This is a genomic window from Maribellus mangrovi (assembly GCF_037646455.1).
Lineage (GTDB): Bacteria > Bacteroidota > Bacteroidia > Bacteroidales > Prolixibacteraceae > Draconibacterium > Draconibacterium mangrovi_A.
In genome coordinates this window covers 1988535-2004273 of the sequence record NZ_JBBIXN010000001.1, presented here as the reverse complement: position 1 = coordinate 2004273, position 15739 = coordinate 1988535, and the positions used below count along the sequence as shown (strand labels likewise).

17 protein-coding genes are annotated in these 15739 nt (G+C 42.4%); 5 read left to right on the top strand and 12 right to left on the bottom strand.

Going from position 1 to position 15739, the window contains the following annotated elements:
• Positions 1-23: 23 nt before the first annotated feature.
• Positions 24-461 carry a large-conductance mechanosensitive channel protein MscL gene (gene mscL / locus WFY05_RS07810; protein ID WP_340112219.1) on the bottom strand — a complete coding sequence of 146 codons (438 nt, stop codon included), beginning with the start codon at positions 459-461 and terminating at the stop codon, positions 24-26.
• A 112-nt stretch (positions 462-573) separates the two neighbouring features.
• Positions 574-1278, bottom strand: a complete 705-nt coding sequence (locus WFY05_RS07805; RefSeq protein WP_340112218.1) for a head GIN domain-containing protein — start codon at positions 1276-1278, stop codon at positions 574-576.
• A gap of 158 nt (positions 1279-1436) precedes the next feature.
• Between WFY05_RS07805 and WFY05_RS07800 the strand changes: the two genes are divergently transcribed.
• The gene (locus WFY05_RS07800; protein WP_340112217.1) at positions 1437-1859 is read left to right on the top strand and encodes an acyl-CoA thioesterase; all 423 of its coding nucleotides are present in this window, start codon (positions 1437-1439) and stop codon (positions 1857-1859) included.
• Here the strand turns inward: WFY05_RS07800 and WFY05_RS07795 are convergent.
• The 5 genes from WFY05_RS07795 to galE form a co-directional block, all read right to left on the bottom strand.
• Positions 1845-2372: a ribosome maturation factor RimM gene (locus WFY05_RS07795; protein ID WP_340112216.1), complete on the bottom strand. Its 528-nt coding sequence runs from the start codon at positions 2370-2372 to the stop codon at positions 1845-1847. The genes WFY05_RS07800 and WFY05_RS07795 overlap by 15 nt on opposite strands.
• Positions 2373-2550: 178 nt before the next feature.
• A complete protein-coding gene (locus WFY05_RS07790) occupies positions 2551-3285 on the bottom strand; it encodes a 30S ribosomal protein S16 (protein ID WP_340112215.1) in 735 nt (244 codons plus the stop codon).
• A gap of 142 nt (positions 3286-3427) precedes the next feature.
• Positions 3428-4480, bottom strand: a complete 1053-nt coding sequence (gene rfbB / locus WFY05_RS07785; protein WP_340112214.1) for a dTDP-glucose 4,6-dehydratase — start codon at positions 4478-4480, stop codon at positions 3428-3430.
• A 23-nt stretch (positions 4481-4503) separates the two neighbouring features.
• Entirely contained in the window at positions 4504-5004 is a 501-nt protein-coding gene (locus WFY05_RS07780) for a hypothetical protein (protein ID WP_340112213.1), read from the bottom strand.
• A gap of 41 nt (positions 5005-5045) precedes the next feature.
• Entirely contained in the window at positions 5046-6074 is a 1029-nt protein-coding gene (gene galE, locus WFY05_RS07775) for a UDP-glucose 4-epimerase GalE (RefSeq protein ID WP_340112212.1), read from the bottom strand.
• A gap of 145 nt (positions 6075-6219) precedes the next feature.
• Here galE and WFY05_RS07770 point away from each other — a divergent pair, with 145 nt between their 5' ends.
• Positions 6220-7410, top strand: coding sequence for an HU domain-containing protein (locus tag WFY05_RS07770; RefSeq protein WP_340112211.1), 1191 nt, complete (start codon positions 6220-6222; stop codon positions 7408-7410).
• A gap of 3 nt (positions 7411-7413) precedes the next feature.
• On the opposite strand, the gene WFY05_RS07765 is transcribed toward WFY05_RS07770, so the two are convergent.
• On the bottom strand, positions 7414-7962 hold the full coding sequence (locus tag WFY05_RS07765; protein WP_340112210.1) for a nitroreductase family protein: 549 nt from the start codon (positions 7960-7962) through the stop codon (positions 7414-7416).
• Positions 7963-8028: 66 nt separating this feature from the next.
• On the opposite strand from WFY05_RS07765, the gene WFY05_RS07760 reads away from it, so the two are divergent.
• Both WFY05_RS07760 and WFY05_RS07755 read left to right on the top strand, forming a co-directional pair.
• A complete protein-coding gene (locus tag WFY05_RS07760; protein ID WP_340112209.1) occupies positions 8029-8394 on the top strand; it encodes a DoxX family protein in 366 nt (121 codons plus the stop codon).
• A gap of 145 nt (positions 8395-8539) precedes the next feature.
• A complete protein-coding gene (locus tag WFY05_RS07755; RefSeq protein WP_340112208.1) occupies positions 8540-8749 on the top strand; it encodes a dodecin family protein in 210 nt (69 codons plus the stop codon).
• Positions 8750-8954: 205 nt separating this feature from the next.
• Here the strand turns inward: WFY05_RS07755 and mtnP are convergent, their stop codons facing one another.
• From mtnP to WFY05_RS07740, 3 genes are read right to left on the bottom strand one after another with little or no spacing between them, the layout of a single operon-like run.
• Positions 8955-9704, bottom strand: a complete 750-nt coding sequence (gene mtnP / locus WFY05_RS07750) for an S-methyl-5'-thioadenosine phosphorylase (RefSeq protein ID WP_340112207.1) — start codon at positions 9702-9704, stop codon at positions 8955-8957.
• Positions 9701-10804 (bottom strand): S-methyl-5-thioribose-1-phosphate isomerase, encoded by a 1104-nt coding sequence (gene mtnA / locus WFY05_RS07745; RefSeq protein WP_340112206.1) that lies wholly within the window; start codon positions 10802-10804, stop codon positions 9701-9703. The genes mtnP and mtnA overlap by 4 nt, the downstream gene beginning before the upstream one ends.
• A complete protein-coding gene (locus WFY05_RS07740; protein WP_340112205.1) occupies positions 10805-13192 on the bottom strand; it encodes a glycosyl hydrolase family 95 catalytic domain-containing protein in 2388 nt (795 codons plus the stop codon).
• A gap of 201 nt (positions 13193-13393) precedes the next feature.
• Here WFY05_RS07740 and WFY05_RS07735 point away from each other — a divergent pair, with 201 nt between their 5' ends.
• A complete protein-coding gene (locus WFY05_RS07735; protein ID WP_340112204.1) occupies positions 13394-14167 on the top strand; it encodes an SOS response-associated peptidase in 774 nt (257 codons plus the stop codon).
• Here the strand turns inward: WFY05_RS07735 and WFY05_RS07730 are convergent.
• A complete protein-coding gene (locus WFY05_RS07730; RefSeq protein ID WP_340112203.1) occupies positions 14150-15562 on the bottom strand; it encodes a PQQ-dependent sugar dehydrogenase in 1413 nt (470 codons plus the stop codon). The genes WFY05_RS07735 and WFY05_RS07730 overlap by 18 nt on opposite strands.
• Positions 15563-15739: the final 177 nt, after the last annotated feature.

Sequence of the window (15739 nt, the reverse complement as noted above, 5' to 3'; positions counted from 1 at the left end):
CACAAGTAAGCAGCTTCTTTTGTTTAATTCTTTTCTTTTAAAAGATCACGAATTTCAGTAAGTAATACCTCTTCGTTTGAAGGTGCCGGTGGAGCTGCCGGTACTTCTTCCTCTTTCTTTTTAGTTTTATTGTAAGCTTTAATAATAATGAAAACTGCAAAGGCAATAATGATGAAATCGATGATCGTATTGATCCATAATCCGTAGCTTATCGCCACCTCTGAAATGGCAGGAGTCACAACCTGATCGCCATTCATAACAGCTTCGCTGCCTTCTTTCAATATTATTTTTAGTTCGGTAAAATCTACTCCCCCTAGGAACATTCCTATTGGTGGCATCAAAACATCTTTTACAAAAGAAGTAACTATCGCCTTGAATGCTGTAGCAATAATCACTGCAACTGCCAGATCAAGCACATTGCCTTTCATAATAAAGGCCTTAAATTCTTTGAGTAATTTCATAATCTAAAACTTTAATTAAACAGCTAATTATCAGCTTCAATTTATGCGATTTTCTACAATAAAAAAAGCCATTGTTTGAACAATGGCTTTTCGTTGAAACAATATGTCTATCTCACATTTTCTTCACTTTTCCCGAACCGGCCACCGAGGCATCAATACTGGCATTACCTTTATAGTATATACTTCCCGAACCGGCAATTCTTGCCTTGATCGATCCGTTTGAACTCACCTTACAATTACCGGACCCAGAAGTGGTAACATTTACTGCATCCGCCTCAAAACCTTCAGCATCGAAATTACCCGAACCCGAAATGGCAACGGTTATCTCTTCTGCAACGCCACCATCATCCAGTTTAATGTTGCCCGATCCTGAGATCGTTCCTTTTACTTTTTTTGAATCCAGTTCATCAATTTCAATATTCCCACTGCCACTTACTGCCAGATTCAGAATTCGAGATTCAAGCTCGTTGGCCATAATATCGCCCGAACCGGAAATTGAAAGTGCATCAACCTCGGGAACCGTAATATAAATCTCGATTTTGCCGGGATTAAAATTTCGCTGAAAAATAGTTTTGTTCGGAAAACGAATGATAAGTTCGCTTCCCCGAACTTCGGTAATCAAATCTTCGAGTGTTGACTCCTTGGCCACAACACGAACGCTTTGCGGCTCTCCCTGTTCCAGGTATACTTTTCCGGATACCCGTAAAGAAATCTCTGAAAAAGTAGAGACATCGCGGTCTTGATCCTCTGCCATCGAGTTACTATAAGTGAAAAGACCCGCAAGAAGCAGGGCCATTGCCAATAATCTGAATTTCATGGTTTTTACTATTTATGATTTTACAATTTCGATTTTGATATCCACCGAAGGACTTTATTGCGTTTTAATTTTACTCTTTTAAGGACGTGCAAACCGGCGAAAAGTTGCACGGTTCAGAAAAAAATTAGCACATTTGCCTATCACTTTATCACTTCTGCATGAATGCAAAACACAGAATGTCGGTTCAGATCCGGTTTAACGACATTGATTTGATGGGACATGTTTACAATGCCAAGTACCAGGAATTTTTTGATTTGGCACGATTGGAATATTTCGACCAGGTTTTGGGAAATTTGATAAGTTGGGACAACGAAGGATTAATCATTGCTTCGGTAAAAGTTGAGTTTATGGAGCCCACTTTTTTGAATGATCAGATTGAGGTGGAGACACACATTTCGTCGGTAGGCGAAAAAAGTCTTGTAATGACCCAGCAGCTTTTTAAGAATGGCAAACAGGAACCGGGATGTACCTGTAACACGGTTATGGTGTGTTATAATATGAAAGAAAAATTCTCGAAATCAATTCCGTCTGAGTGGAAAGCAAAATTTAGGAAGTACGAACCTGAATTAACCCTCAATTAAACCATCGGGAAGTTTTAAAGTAATTTCTTTTCTTCCTTCATCCAGTTCCACTAGCATTTCTTCATTATAGGGAACCAACAGCTCCTGTCCTCTAAAATTAACATTGAACACAATGTTCCCGGCAAAATCATCCATTTCCTCTATAGGTCCAATCACTCCACGTTGCTCGTCGATCAGGGTATAGCCCAGCAACGTAGCAGTGTGTTCTTCAGGCTCATCAACAATTTCAGTTTTATACAACCAGGCCGATTGCCCGATCAGGCGTTTAGCATAAGCCTCCGTTTTTACTTCCTCGAAATTTACAATAACCGACTTCGCTGAGCGAAAACGCAGACCTTCATCTTGAATAAAAAATGGAACCAACAAACCATCGAGCTCAACAAAAAAACGTTCGGCTTCTTCCACTGAGTATTCGTAATGTTCTTCATATTCGAGTACCACTTCGCCATGTACTCCATGGGTTTTTCGGAAGAATCCGATTTTTTCGCAATCACTTTTTGGTATTGTTTCCATATATCAAAAATACGTTTTTAAAAGTTATGTAATCACATCATCCCCTTTTGTTCCCCTTCAAATGAGAGTGGGTAGAAGTAGAGGGAGGGGAAAAATTTTATTTCACAAATAAACATTTATAAAAAAAACCACCTGCCTTCCGGCAAGTGGTTCTTTATAATAAGATGTGATTTCTTTCTTAAGATTCCGCACCTTTTCCCTTTTCAGGAGCTTCTTCTTTTGTTGCTTCTTCTGCTTTAGCCGGCTCTTCTGCTTTTGCAGCAGGTTCTTCAGCTGGCTTTTCTTCCTCTTTAGCAACTTCTTCCTTCTCTTCAACTTCAGCTTCGGCTGCAACTTCTTCGCTTGCTTCTGTAGCAGTTTCTTCTGTTGCTTCTGCAACAGGTTCTTCAGTTACTTCTTCAGCAGCTTCTTCTGCTTCGTCCTCGGCAGTTTCAGCTTCGGCTTCGGCAGCTAGTTCTGCATTTCTTGCAGCGATTGCAGCAGCTCTTTCTTCGTTGATTTTCTTCTCAGCATCCAATTGTTTTTGAGTTTCGGCATCTGCTTCACCTTTCAGGCGATCAATTTTTGCCTGGATTTTTGCTTCTTTTTCAGCAATCCAACTCTCCAAACGTTTTTCAGCTTCGGCTTCATCGAAAGCTCCTTTTTTCACTCCACCCATCAGGTGTTTTTTGTACAATACACCTTTGTACGACAAAATTGCCCGTACGGTGTCGGTAGGTTGTGCGCCTTTAACCAGCCAATCGTAAGCTTTGTCAAAATCGAGATCAATAGTAGCAGGATCAGAGTTCGGATTATAAGTGCCAATCCGCTCAATGTACCTGCCATCCCGTGGCGCCCTGCTATCAGCTACTACAATGTGGTAGTATGCGTAGCGTTTGCGACCGTGTCGCGCGAGTCTCATTTTTACTGGCATAACTCTACTTTTATTGTTTTTAAAATGTCGCGCAAAGATAGTATAAATTTCTGTTTCTGAAATCTTTGACACATTAATTCTGGACAAAAAGAAACCGTTCTCTTTAAAAAAGAACGGTTTCTTTCTCAAATTCGCTATTGGCTTATCTTTTTACGTATTGTTCTTCGTAATATTTTTGGTAATCGCCCGAAGTTACATTTTCGAGCCACTCGGTATTTTCGAGGTACCAGTCGATGGTCTTTTCTATGCCTTCCTCGAACTGTAGCGAGGGTTCCCAGCCCAGTTCATTTTTGATTTTTGTGGCATCAATGGCATAACGCAAATCGTGGCCGGCGCGGTCTTTTACAAAAGTGATCAGCTTTTCCGATTCACCTTCCGGACGACCCAGCTTTTCATCCATTTTTCCACACATCACACGAATCAGATCGATGTTGGTCCACTCGTTAAAACCGCCAATATTGTATGTTTCGCCAATTTTACCTTTGTGGAAAATTACATCGATGGCACAGGCATGGTCAACCACCCACAACCAGTCGCGAACATTTTCGCCTTTTCCGTACACCGGTAGCGGCTTGTTGTTTCTAATATTATGAATGAAGAGCGGAATCAACTTTTCGGGAAACTGATACGAACCGTAATTATTCGAACAATTTGAAATTACCGTTGGTACGCCAAAGGTATCGTTATAGGCACGCACAAAGTGGTCGGAACTTGCCTTTGATGCCGAATACGGACTGTGCGGATCGTACGAGGTCTCTTCGGTAAACATTCCTTCTTCCCCTAAAGAGCCATACACTTCATCGGTTGAAATATGGTAAAAACGCTTGTCATTAAAATTGTCCTTCCACATGTGTTTTGCCGCATTCAGCAGGTTAACTGTGCCAATTACATTGGTGAACACAAACTCGGTTGGATTGGAAATGGACCGGTCGACATGTGACTCGGCAGCCAGGTGGATCACCCCGTCAAACTGCTTCTCTTTGAATAGCTTCAGAATAAAGTCGGAATCGACAATATCGCCTTTTACAAATTCGTAATTGGGCTTGTCTTCCACATCCTTCAGGTTGGCCAGATTACCGGCATAAGTGAGTTTGTCGAGGTTGACGATTTTATAGTCAGGATACTTATTTACAAATAAGCGAACCACATGCGAACCAATAAAACCTGCTCCTCCTGTTATCAGTATTGTCTTCATTATTATTTCTTTCAAAAATTATTTCAATTCAAACGAGTTCCAACTGCGATGCCAAAGTTAATAAAATCAGAAGTAACATCATCGTATAAATGAGGGCCCGTAACGTTAAACAAAGGACCAATATACAGTCGTCCAAACCATTTTTCTGATTCGTATCTAAATCCAACAATAGGAGACAAGTATAATTCTGACTTTTGCATTCCAGTAATGGGGTTCTCGATCTTACTCTTAAAAATAAAAGTGGATCCTGCTCCAGCTTCAATAAAAAACATATGCTTCCCAAAATTGGCCGTTGCTTGGATCGGTAAATTGAAAGGCCAGGAAGACTGAGCTAATTTTGGGATCCATCCTAATCCCCCTTGAAGAATAATCTTGAATCGTTCATGCGTAAAAACCGTCTTTGCAATATTAGCGGATGCTACAATTCCTGTTCCCCCTCCTTCAAAAGAAAGGTATGTTTTGGATTCTTGAGAATAACCATACAAAGAACTAAGGCATATGATGAGGCTTAAGAAACGTAACATTAATTATGGTTTTCATAATCAACGAAAAACCATTAAAGTTATTATTGAATGCCGCGTACTCTTTTTTCCCAATTCCAGGCCGAAAGCAAAGTTTCTTCTGTTCCTTTTTCAGCTTTCCAGCCCAGCTCTTCGTTGGCAAAAGTAGTGTCGGCCCAAATTTTCTCAATATCACCGGCACGACGTCCTACAATTTTATAATTCAGTTTTACTCCCGTTGCCTTTTCGAAACCATTTACTATTTCCAGTACTGACAAACCGGTTCCGGTTCCCAGGTTAAAAATCTCGTAGTTCTTTTTGTTTTTGCCGCCAAGTAAACGTTCAATAGCCACCACGTGAGCTTTGGCCAGGTCGACCACATTAATGTAATCGCGAACAGCTGAACCATCCACGGTATCGTAATCGTCGCCAAAAACTTTTAACTCGTCGCGCAAACCCGCAGCTGTTTGGGTAATAAACGGTACCAGGTTTTGCGGAACGCCCAATGGCAACTCACCAATCAAAGCACTCGGATGCGCCCCTATCGGATTAAAATAGCGCAAGGCTATTCCTTTTAATTGCGGATAAGCGGAAATGGAGTCACTCAGAATATCTTCATTCACTCGTTTCGTATTACCATAGGGCGACTCAGCATCTTTACGTGGTGTTTTTTCAGTAACCGGCAAAACATCAGGCTGTCCGTAAACCGTACAGGACGACGAAAAAACAATGTTTGCTACATTATATTTTAGTTGACAATCGAGCAGATTCATCAGAGAAACCAGATTATTCCGGTAATACAGCAATGGTTTTTCTACCGACTCGCCAACAGCTTTCGAAGCCGCAAAATGAATGATCGCATCAATATCGGAATTCCGGCTAAAAAAATCGTCGGTTTTTGCAGAATCAGCAAGATCGAACTGTTCGAAGGCCGGTTTTATGCCTAATATTTTTTCGATGTTATCCAATACATCGATACTTGAATTGGAAAGATCGTCGACAACAATTACATCGTAACCCGATTCCTGTAATTCAACCACTGTGTGCGAACCAATGTATCCGGTTCCGCCTGTAACTAAAATTTTGTTTGCCATTGTTTTTTGGTTTAAGCCTCAAAAGTATAAAAATACCTTGTGAACCTCCTATGACGAACTTTTGTAAGCGATCGATTTTCAATAAATTAATTTACAAAATCCATAATGGCGATTTTTTTTAATTTTACGGCAAAATTCGCACATCGTGAAATTAGACAGCTACATCCAACAACTTTTGCAGGATCACGACATGGTGATCGTTCCCGGATTTGGGGCATTTATTTCAGAATATCAACCGGCTGAAGTGGACAATGAAAGTGATGAAATAAAACCGCCCTCATCGCGCCTGGTATTTAATCCGCAAATTAAAAACAACGACGGACTACTGGTTGGTTATGTGGCTGAGGCTACACGAAGTTCGCATTTCGAAGCACTTCAGAAAATTGAGAAAGAACGCGACAACATGTTGTATCAGCTTGATAAGGGAGAAAAAGTTGAGCTGATAGAACTGGGTACGCTTTATCACAACGAAAAAAACGAACTTGTTTTCGAATCGCTTTCCGACAAACGTCATTCGCTCGAATCGTTTGGGCTGGAAGCTACTTCCTTAAAGGAAACGGAGACTGAAGAATCCCTGGAAGAAGACATTGTGGAAAATGAACCAACGGAAGAAGTGCCTCCTGTTATCCCTCCTGCTGAACCTATAAATGAAGAGTCGGAACTCGAAGAAAACCAGCCGGAAGAAGAAACTTCAGAACCGTCAGAGGAGCAGGAAGAACCACAATCCGACGTAGAAGAAGTTGTTCAGGATGAAGCTCCTGAAGAGAATGAGGAAGAAAAAGAGGAAGAAGAATCGGCAGCGGCAGTTGTTCCGCCAATAGAAGAAAAAACCGTTGAGGAAAAAGAAGAGAAAAAGCGAAAAGGTGGTTGGATATGGTTGCTGGTCATCCTGATTCCACTGATCGCAGTTTCGGTGTTTATTCTGATTAAAGACAAAAAATCCGGTCCTCCCGTTCAGAAACAAATAATCTCAAATGTCCCGGAAGAAAAACCTGAACCTGTTGCAACAATTGACACTACAATTCAGGACTCTGTTGTAGCTGAAGACACTGAAACAGTTTCTGTGACAGAAGAATTTGCGGAAGCCGAAGTTGCTCTTGAGGAAAGTGGACCAAAATTCTACCTGATCGGTGGTAGTTTCAAAGAGGAGGAAAATGCGGAAACCTATCTTCAGGAGTTAAAAGCTAAAGGTTACGAGCCTTTCCATTTAGGCAAATATGGTAGTTTTTACATAGTAGGAATTGGTACATTCAAAACTGAAGAAGAAGCTCTCGCAGCAAAACAAGACATGCTGGATAAAAATCCGGGATCGGGATACTGGGTGCTGGAAAAGTAAACTTCAGGAGTAGGCGTTGAAACTGTAAATCTGTTCGATAGGCTTTCGAATTTTACGGCGCAATTTGTAATCTTCGGGCGCGTAACCCAAAGTAATCAGTAATCCTATTTTGCGTTTCGAAGGAATATTTAATAAGTGCTGAATTTTCTTTTCATCGAACCATCCGAGAATGCAGGTCCCCAATCCCAGTTCGGTAGCCTTCAAACAGAAATGTTCTGCCGCGATACCAATGTCGTACTGCGGGTATTCCTGATTTTTTATCGTGCCGCCAATACGGGTGATCAACCGTGCCTTTTCGATGACCAGCACTGCAATTACCGGAGCTTCTTCAACAAATTTATTGAATGAAACACTTTTACTGTATGTTGCTTTGGCCACCTCGTGCTTTAGATCAGGATCGTCAACTATAACAATTTTCCAGGGTTGCGAATTACAAGCCGAAGGTGCCAGATGAACAGCCTCCAGAATTTTCATAATCTTTTCTTTTTCTACAACCTGTGGCAAATATTTTCGCACACTTTGACGTTTATGTAATAACTCGTTTAATGACATAGCCTTAATAAATGGTGTATTAAAGATGTAAAACAGCGCAAGCTGGCAACCTAATTTAGTAATTCTATGAACATTCTACTTTGGATCATTCAAATATTTTTAGCAGCCTTATTTATTACCGTTGGACTCGCAAAAGCGGTTGTCCCTATGCCCACGCTCCGAAAAGCCATGGACTGGGTTAATGAACACGATCCGAAAAAAGTAAGGGCTATAGGAATCCTTGAAACCATTGGCGGTTTTGGATTGTTTTTCCCCGGATTATACCCCATTCATGATCTTGTCATTCCACTTTCAGCAACCGGCTTGGCTATTCTAATGATCTTTGCCGCCATCACCAATTTTAACCGGGGCGAAAAACAGGAACTGATCACCAACATTGCGCTTTTTATCCTGGCCTCTTTTGTTGTATTAGGCAGGCTGGCTTTGGTTTAGTATTTCCTAAGGATTTATTGGGTTGCTTTTTTGACCGGGAAATTCTTATTCTCGAAATCCTTTAAAATCTACAACATTTCGCTATATCTCACGTAAACGCATACACTTATTCAACTTCAGATTTATTAACCAAAAAATTAAAGTTATGCCAGACAGCGTTTATAAAATTGTAGAGCTTGTAGGAAGCAGCCCGGTTTCGTGGGAAAAAGCCGCAGAGAGTGCCATCACACTGGCCTCAAAATCATTACGTGACCTAAGAATTGCCGAAGTTTGTCAGATGGATATGCATTTGAACAACGGCAAAGTTGAAGCTTACCGTGTTAAACTCAAGGTATCGTTTAAATACGAAGGATAGCATCCCGTAAAATCAAAATTGAGATAAAAAAAAGCGGCACCTGTTAAGACGCCGCCGGAAACTGTTCTCCAACAAATTGTTGGATGGTTTTATAATAGTACTAACTGAACGGTTATGAACTTGCTTTCTTGGCTTTGAAGCATTTTTAGTTTCAGAAACAAATGCTGTGCCAAAAAACCTTAACTGGTAATGTTCAGCAGCACTTTTATTCGAAATCTTTTATCGTTTCCAGCAACAGCCGAATTACATTTTCCACATTCCGGTTGAATACCTTGAGTACTTCTTCCCAGGTAACGGGCTCCTCATCGGTTTTCCAACAATCGTAATCGGTACTTAAGGCTATTGCGGCATACGGAATTCCTATTTCGTTGGCCAGAATACATTCAGGTGCGGTTGACATGTTAATCACATCGGCACCCAGAATGCGAAACATATTCGATTCGGCCCGGGTTGAAAACCGGGGTCCTTCGATAGTAACAACCGTTCCCTTTTCATGGAAAGGAAGTTTCAGCTCTTGAGCTTTTTGAATAAGTGTTTTTCGCAGCTCTCCATCAAAAGGGTCGGCCATCGGCGTATGATTCAAATCGCCATTTTCGAATTTACTGTGAAAGGTAACATCGCGGTGGCGTGTAAAATCGATGAACTGATCGAGGATAACAAGATGTCCGCGGTCGATTTCTTCGCGAAGGCTACCACAGGCTGTTGTTACAATAATGTGCGTACAACCTAATTCTTTTATCGCCCAGATATTGGCCCGGTTGTTCACCTGCGTTGGCGGAATGGAATGATCGCGATCGTGGCGGGATAAAATGGCCACTTCTACACCACCAATTTTGCCGCATTTAAAACTCGAAGATGGATGACCATAAGGCGTTTCAACAGCTACATCTTTTGGTTCTTTCAGTATGGCCGGATCTTCCAGACCGGAGCCACCGATAATTGCAATCTTTATCATTTTTGTTTTTCAGGAAATAGTTTTAGAATACTTTTTTTGTCGGCCTTGCACACTCCGCGTTCGGTGATCAATCCTGTTACCAGCCGTGCGGGAGATACATCGAAACCATAGTTGGCTACTGGACTTTTTTCAGGGATAAGTTGAACGGATTGAATTTGTTTTCCGTCCCAGCCTTCTATTTTGGCTACTTCATCAGCGTTACGCTGTTCAATCGGAATTTCGTTTATTCCATCTTCCATTTCCCAATCGATGGTTGAAGATGGTAGTGCTGCATAAAAAGGAATGTCATTATCCCGTGCTGCCAGTGCTTTCAGATAAGTTCCTATTTTATTGGCCACATCGCCAGTAACAGTGGTTCGGTCGCTGCCAACAATTACCATATCCACCATTCCGTGCTGCATTAAATGTCCGCCGGTATTGTCGGGGATCACGGTATGCGGAACACCTTCCTCGCCCAATTCATAAGCGGTTAGCCGGGCACCCTGGTTTCTTGGCCGGGTTTCATCCACCCACACGTGCACAGGAACTCCTTTTAAATGAGCTTTATAAATGGGCGCTGTTGCCGTACCCCAGTCGATGCAAGCGAGCCAACCCGCATTGCAGTGGGTGAGAATATTAACTGTATCACCCTTTTTGTGATAAATTTCTTCGATAATTTTAAGACCTGATTCCCCGATCTTGTCTCCAAAATCGATTTCCGACTGTTTCAATGCGTGGGCTTTATAAAGGGCTTTATCATGCAGATCAGAATCTTCAATGTTTCCCAGAATATAGTTCAACATCTCATCAACCGCAAAAGCCAGATTCACCGCTGTTGGCCGCGAGGATTTTAAGTAATTGGCTTTTTCAGAAAGAAATTCCTTCCTATTTCCGGATTGAAATTCCAGTAAAGCCAGGTACATCCCATAAGCGGCGGTCACCCCGATTAGTGGCGCACCACGAACCACCATTTCGCGAATGACAAAAAAAACATCCTCGACCGTTTTCATGTCATAAATCTCAAACTGAAAAGGAAGCTTTCGCTGGTCGATGACCTGAAACACAGTTGGATCGTTTTCCTTCAGCCAAATGGTGTGATAATGTTTTCCGTTTATCTTCATTTATTCGCTTAGCTGATCAGAATTAAAAGTATAACTCTCGCCTTTTGTTGTTTCCTGCGATATGAGTCCTCCGTTATACCTTAAATTCAAGGGATTACCCAGCAGTGACTTTACGGTTAATGATGTCAGTTCTCCATTTTCCCAGGCAATATCAAACTCAAAACCACCCCGACCTTTAATTACTGAAATTTTCCCATTTGAAATGGCGGAAGGAAGTGCCGGTAGTATATCCTGGTAAAAATTGCCTTCCTCATCACGAAGATGCGATTGCAGCAACATTTCGGTAATCCCAGAAGTAGCTCCAAAATTTCCATCAATCTGGAAGGGCGGATGCGCATCAAAAAGATTGTTGTATAAGCCCCCTTCATCGTGACCGTTTTCAGGATTTACGGAAGGTACCATCAGGTTTTTCAGAATAAGGAACGAATGATCGCCATCGAGCAAACGCGCCCAGAAATTGATTTTCCATGCACGTGACCAGCCGGTTCCGCCATCTCCCCGCTGCGCCAGCGTAACTTTGCATGCATCTGCGAGTTCCGGCGTAGTTATCGGGTGAATTTCGCTTCCGGGATGCAAGCCCCACAAATGCGAAACATGCCGGTGTTTATTCTCCGGATCATCTTTATCTTCCAACCATTCCTGCAATTGTCCGTATTGTCCGATTTGGTTCGGAGCAATTTTGGCTCGTTTCTCTTTAAGTTTGGCAATCAATTCATCATCATCACCCAGAATTTCAGCCGCTTCGATGGTATTTGCAAACAATTCCCGGATGATCTGGTGATCCATGGTTGGCCCCATTACCAGTCCACCATTTTCGGGGCTGTTGCTTGGCCCGCTGATCAACCACTCGGAATGATTCGGATCAGGAACCAGGTAGTCAGCAAAAAACCGGGATGCTTCTTTCAAAACCGGGTAAACCGTTTTTGCGAGGTACTCCTTGTCGCCGTTAAACTGATAATGCCACCACAAATGCTGACTTAACCAGGCTCCTCCGCTTGGCCATATCCCATGATTGGCATTGTTGATAGGAGCTGCTCCGCGCCAGATATCGGTATTGTGATGAGCCACCCAGCCATCCATATCGTAATGTTCTTTCGCTACATTTTGTCCGGTAACCGACAAGTCTTTCACCATTTGAATAAGTGGTTCCGACAATTCAGAAAGATTGGTGATCTCGGCCGGCCAGTAGTTCATTTCAGCATTAATGTTGATGGTGTATTTGCTGTCCCACGAAGGAGCGAGTTGGTAGTTCCAAATTCCCTGTAAATTAGCCGGCTGCGTACCGGGCCGCGATGATGAAATCAACAAGTAGCGACCATATTGATACAACAAGGCTACGAGACTCGGATCTTCGTCGGCATTAAAACTTGCCAGTCGCTGGTTAGTCGGTCTTGCTGATAATTCAGATTGTCCAAGATCAATGTTTACCCGTTTAAAATATTTTTGAAAATCGGTAATGTGATCTTTTTTGACCTGTTCGTACGATTTCCCCTCCAGATTTTTAACGTAGGTTTTGCAACGTTCTGCCGGATCGGCACTGATGTCGTTGTAATTTACAAAGCTTGTGGTTGCCACCAGGCGAAGCGTTACTGCATTTGCATTTGTAATCCTGATTTTCCCATCTTCCTCAATCAAACCACCACCTTCGTTTTCAACTTTTAAGCGGGCTACAAAAGTGAGCTCGCTGGGTGGATAGCCACCGCCTGCACGGATCTTATCATCAGGATAATCGTTGGCTTTCCCGGTAAGAATCAGCTCATTTCCATCAACAATGACTTGATTCATTTCGTGCGGACAGTCGAGACCAATCGAAAAATTAATTGCCCCGGTTTTCGATGCGGTAATCCTTATCAGTATTGCCTGATCGGGATATGAAGATAATACTTCACGTTTGTACTTAACATCGTCTACTTCGTAAGTGATCGAAGTAATCGCATCTTCCAAATCCAGTATTCGCTGGTAATTTGTTGCTTCTTCATGTCCCGGGAAATTCAGCAGAATATTCCCGAATGGCTGATAGGAAAGCTGCCCGAGTGGCTGCGACATAAAGCGTTCGTTCCCTAACTCTTCGGCTTCATCTTGCTTGCCCTGCCAAAGTAATTGACGCATTTTACCCAAAACTTTATAAGCTCCCTCGTGCGAATAATCGTGTGGCTGACCCGTCCACAATGTTTCTTCGTTAAACTGTATCGTTTCATTATCGGTTCCGCCAAAAACCATCGCTCCCAATCGACCGTTACCAACCGGCAAAGCCTCTGTCCAGCTTTGCGCCGGCTGATCGTACCACAATACCAACGATGGATCCAGCTCTTTATCAGACTCCTGGTATTGCGAACATGAAAAGAGAAAAAACGAAATGAACAGGAAGAAAAATGTTGTCGGTTTCATAATTGTAAGATTGGAATTTTTCAGCTGCACCAAACTTACAAAGAATAATTTTTTTGGACTGTATTCTCCACTTAAACCTTGCCTTTTTCGGAGAGAAATCAAGGTACTGAATTAAACTGAGATCCCAACTACCCGTTCATATCTGATTTTGCTGTTCCATCAATATTCCCGAAATTCGCTAAAACACAGAACAACATATCTATGTGCTACGATATCAAAGCCAAAGTAGAAGCCGCTCTGAAAAGGGCACGTCATTACGGAAATGAAGAAGCCATTCAAATGCTGATCGAGCAATTCCGACCTTTTCTGGAAGATGAATTCTTTCACGTCTCTGGCTTCGACCATCCCAAATTGCTGATATACACCAACGAAAGTTTTGAAATGCCGGTAGTAGCCAGTTGGGGACTTATTCCTTTTTGGGTAAAAAATACCGAGCAGCAACTCGACATTTGGAACAAAACCATAAATGCACGTGGCGAAAGTATTTTCGAAAAACCTTCGTTTAAAACTTCGGCGAAGTCAAAACGCTGCATCATATACATCGATGGTTTTTTCGAGCACCACCATTTCAATGGAAATACATACCCTTATTTTATTCAACGTGTGGATGGCGAACCCATAGTTTTGGGTGGTTTATGGGACGAATGGATCAACGATAAGACCGGCGAGATTGTAAATTCATTTACGATTGTAACCACAAAAGGCAACCGGTTGATGAGTGAGATCCACAACAATCCAAAGTTAAAGGAGCCACGCATGCCATTAATTCTGGAAGAAAATACTGCAGATGACTGGTTGATTGGCAGCGAAGCTGAAATCAAAAAAATGATCGTGCCGGCCAAAGATGGTATTTTAAAGGCACACACTGTTCGAAAACTCAGGGGCAAAAATGCCGTTGGCAATAACCCTGAAGCCATTGAAGAATTTATTTATCCGGAACTTGAAATGCGCTCGTCCTCACTGTTTGGGAACTAAACGAACAACTGTACCCGGGTTATTCAAAACGATATAAATGGCTCCGTCAGGTCCGGTAGAAACATCACGCACCCGACCCTGATTTTTAAAAATAACTTCTTCATGCATCACCCGGTCTTTTTCAATATCGAGCAAACTCACCTGCTCGTATTTTAAAGCCCCCACCATTAATTTGTTCTTCCACTTTGGAAACAGATCGCCACGGTAAAAATCGAGACCACAAACGGCAGTCGATGGTTTCCAGTAATAAATCGGCTGCTCCATTCCTTCTTTATGGGTCTGTTCAGTAATGATGGTTCCGTTGTAATTGCGACCGTAAGTAATTACCGGCCAGCCATAATTTTTGCCGGCTTCAATCAGGTTAAGTTCATCGCCGCCCATTGGCCCGTGTTCGGTTGCCCAAACTTCTCCGGTAACCGGATGAACAGCCATTCCCTGAATATTTCTGTTCCCCAGGGAATACAAGGTCTTTATCGCTCCTTGTTCATTGTACCAGGGATTGTCGGTCGGAACTTTCCCATCGGGGTAAATGCGGTGAACTTTTCCGTTTGGCAAAGTAAAATCCTGCGCCATGTCCTGGTAACCTCTTTCCCCTATGGCAAAATACAAATAGCCATCGGGATCAAAAACAATTCGGCAACCGTAGTGATGACGTGTGGTTCGATACGTTTCGTGCGGTGCTTCATAAATCACCTGCTCATCCGTCCAGGTATTATTATTTATTTTTCCACGAACCAACTTGGTCATCGCTCCCGGTCGTCCTGCTCCATCATCCCTCAAAACATGGCTGAATGCCAAATAGACCCAGCCGTTTTTGTCGTAATTCGGATCAACAGCCACGTCGAGCAATCCACCCTGTCCGCGGTGCAACACTTCGGGAGTATTTTTTACAGCTTCCGGCAGCAATTTCCCATTCTTAACCACTCGCAACCTACCCGGCCGCTCTGTTATCAGCGCAGTATTCTTATCCAAAAAATCGATGGCCCACGGTATTTCCAGCCCCTCGGCAAATACTTCCACATCCAAATCGTAATCCATTGTTTCGTACTCATTCACAAGGGCCGGCTTCTCGGCACCCACATTTTTCTCCGAATTGCGAATGTAATCCAGTATCGATCCAATTTCAGCATCACTCAGTGTGGCCTCATACGACGGCATTCCAAGATGCGGAATCCCAAACTTTATATTTCTATAAATGTAACTGTTCTCGGCACCAAACTGCCAAACTCCGTCGATTAAACTGGCGGCATTACCACCATTCAGATCGGCACCGTGACACGAAGCACAATTTTGCTGATAAAGCGCCTGTCCATCCTGTGCCTGGGTATGAATGGCAAACACGAAAAATATTCCCAGTATAAAAAGTTGCTTAATTCTTTGCGGTATAGTTTCCATAATCGTTGACTTAGATTTACTTAGAAGATAATGAATTTTGGACATATTTTGTTCAAATTATCAAGCAGAAATGACAAAGTCAGTCTTACCTTGATAAATTTGTAATGTAATAAATGGATTTTCCGGACAATTAAACCGTAAACCAATTTCATACAACGTTGTTTGGAGAACTAAAGA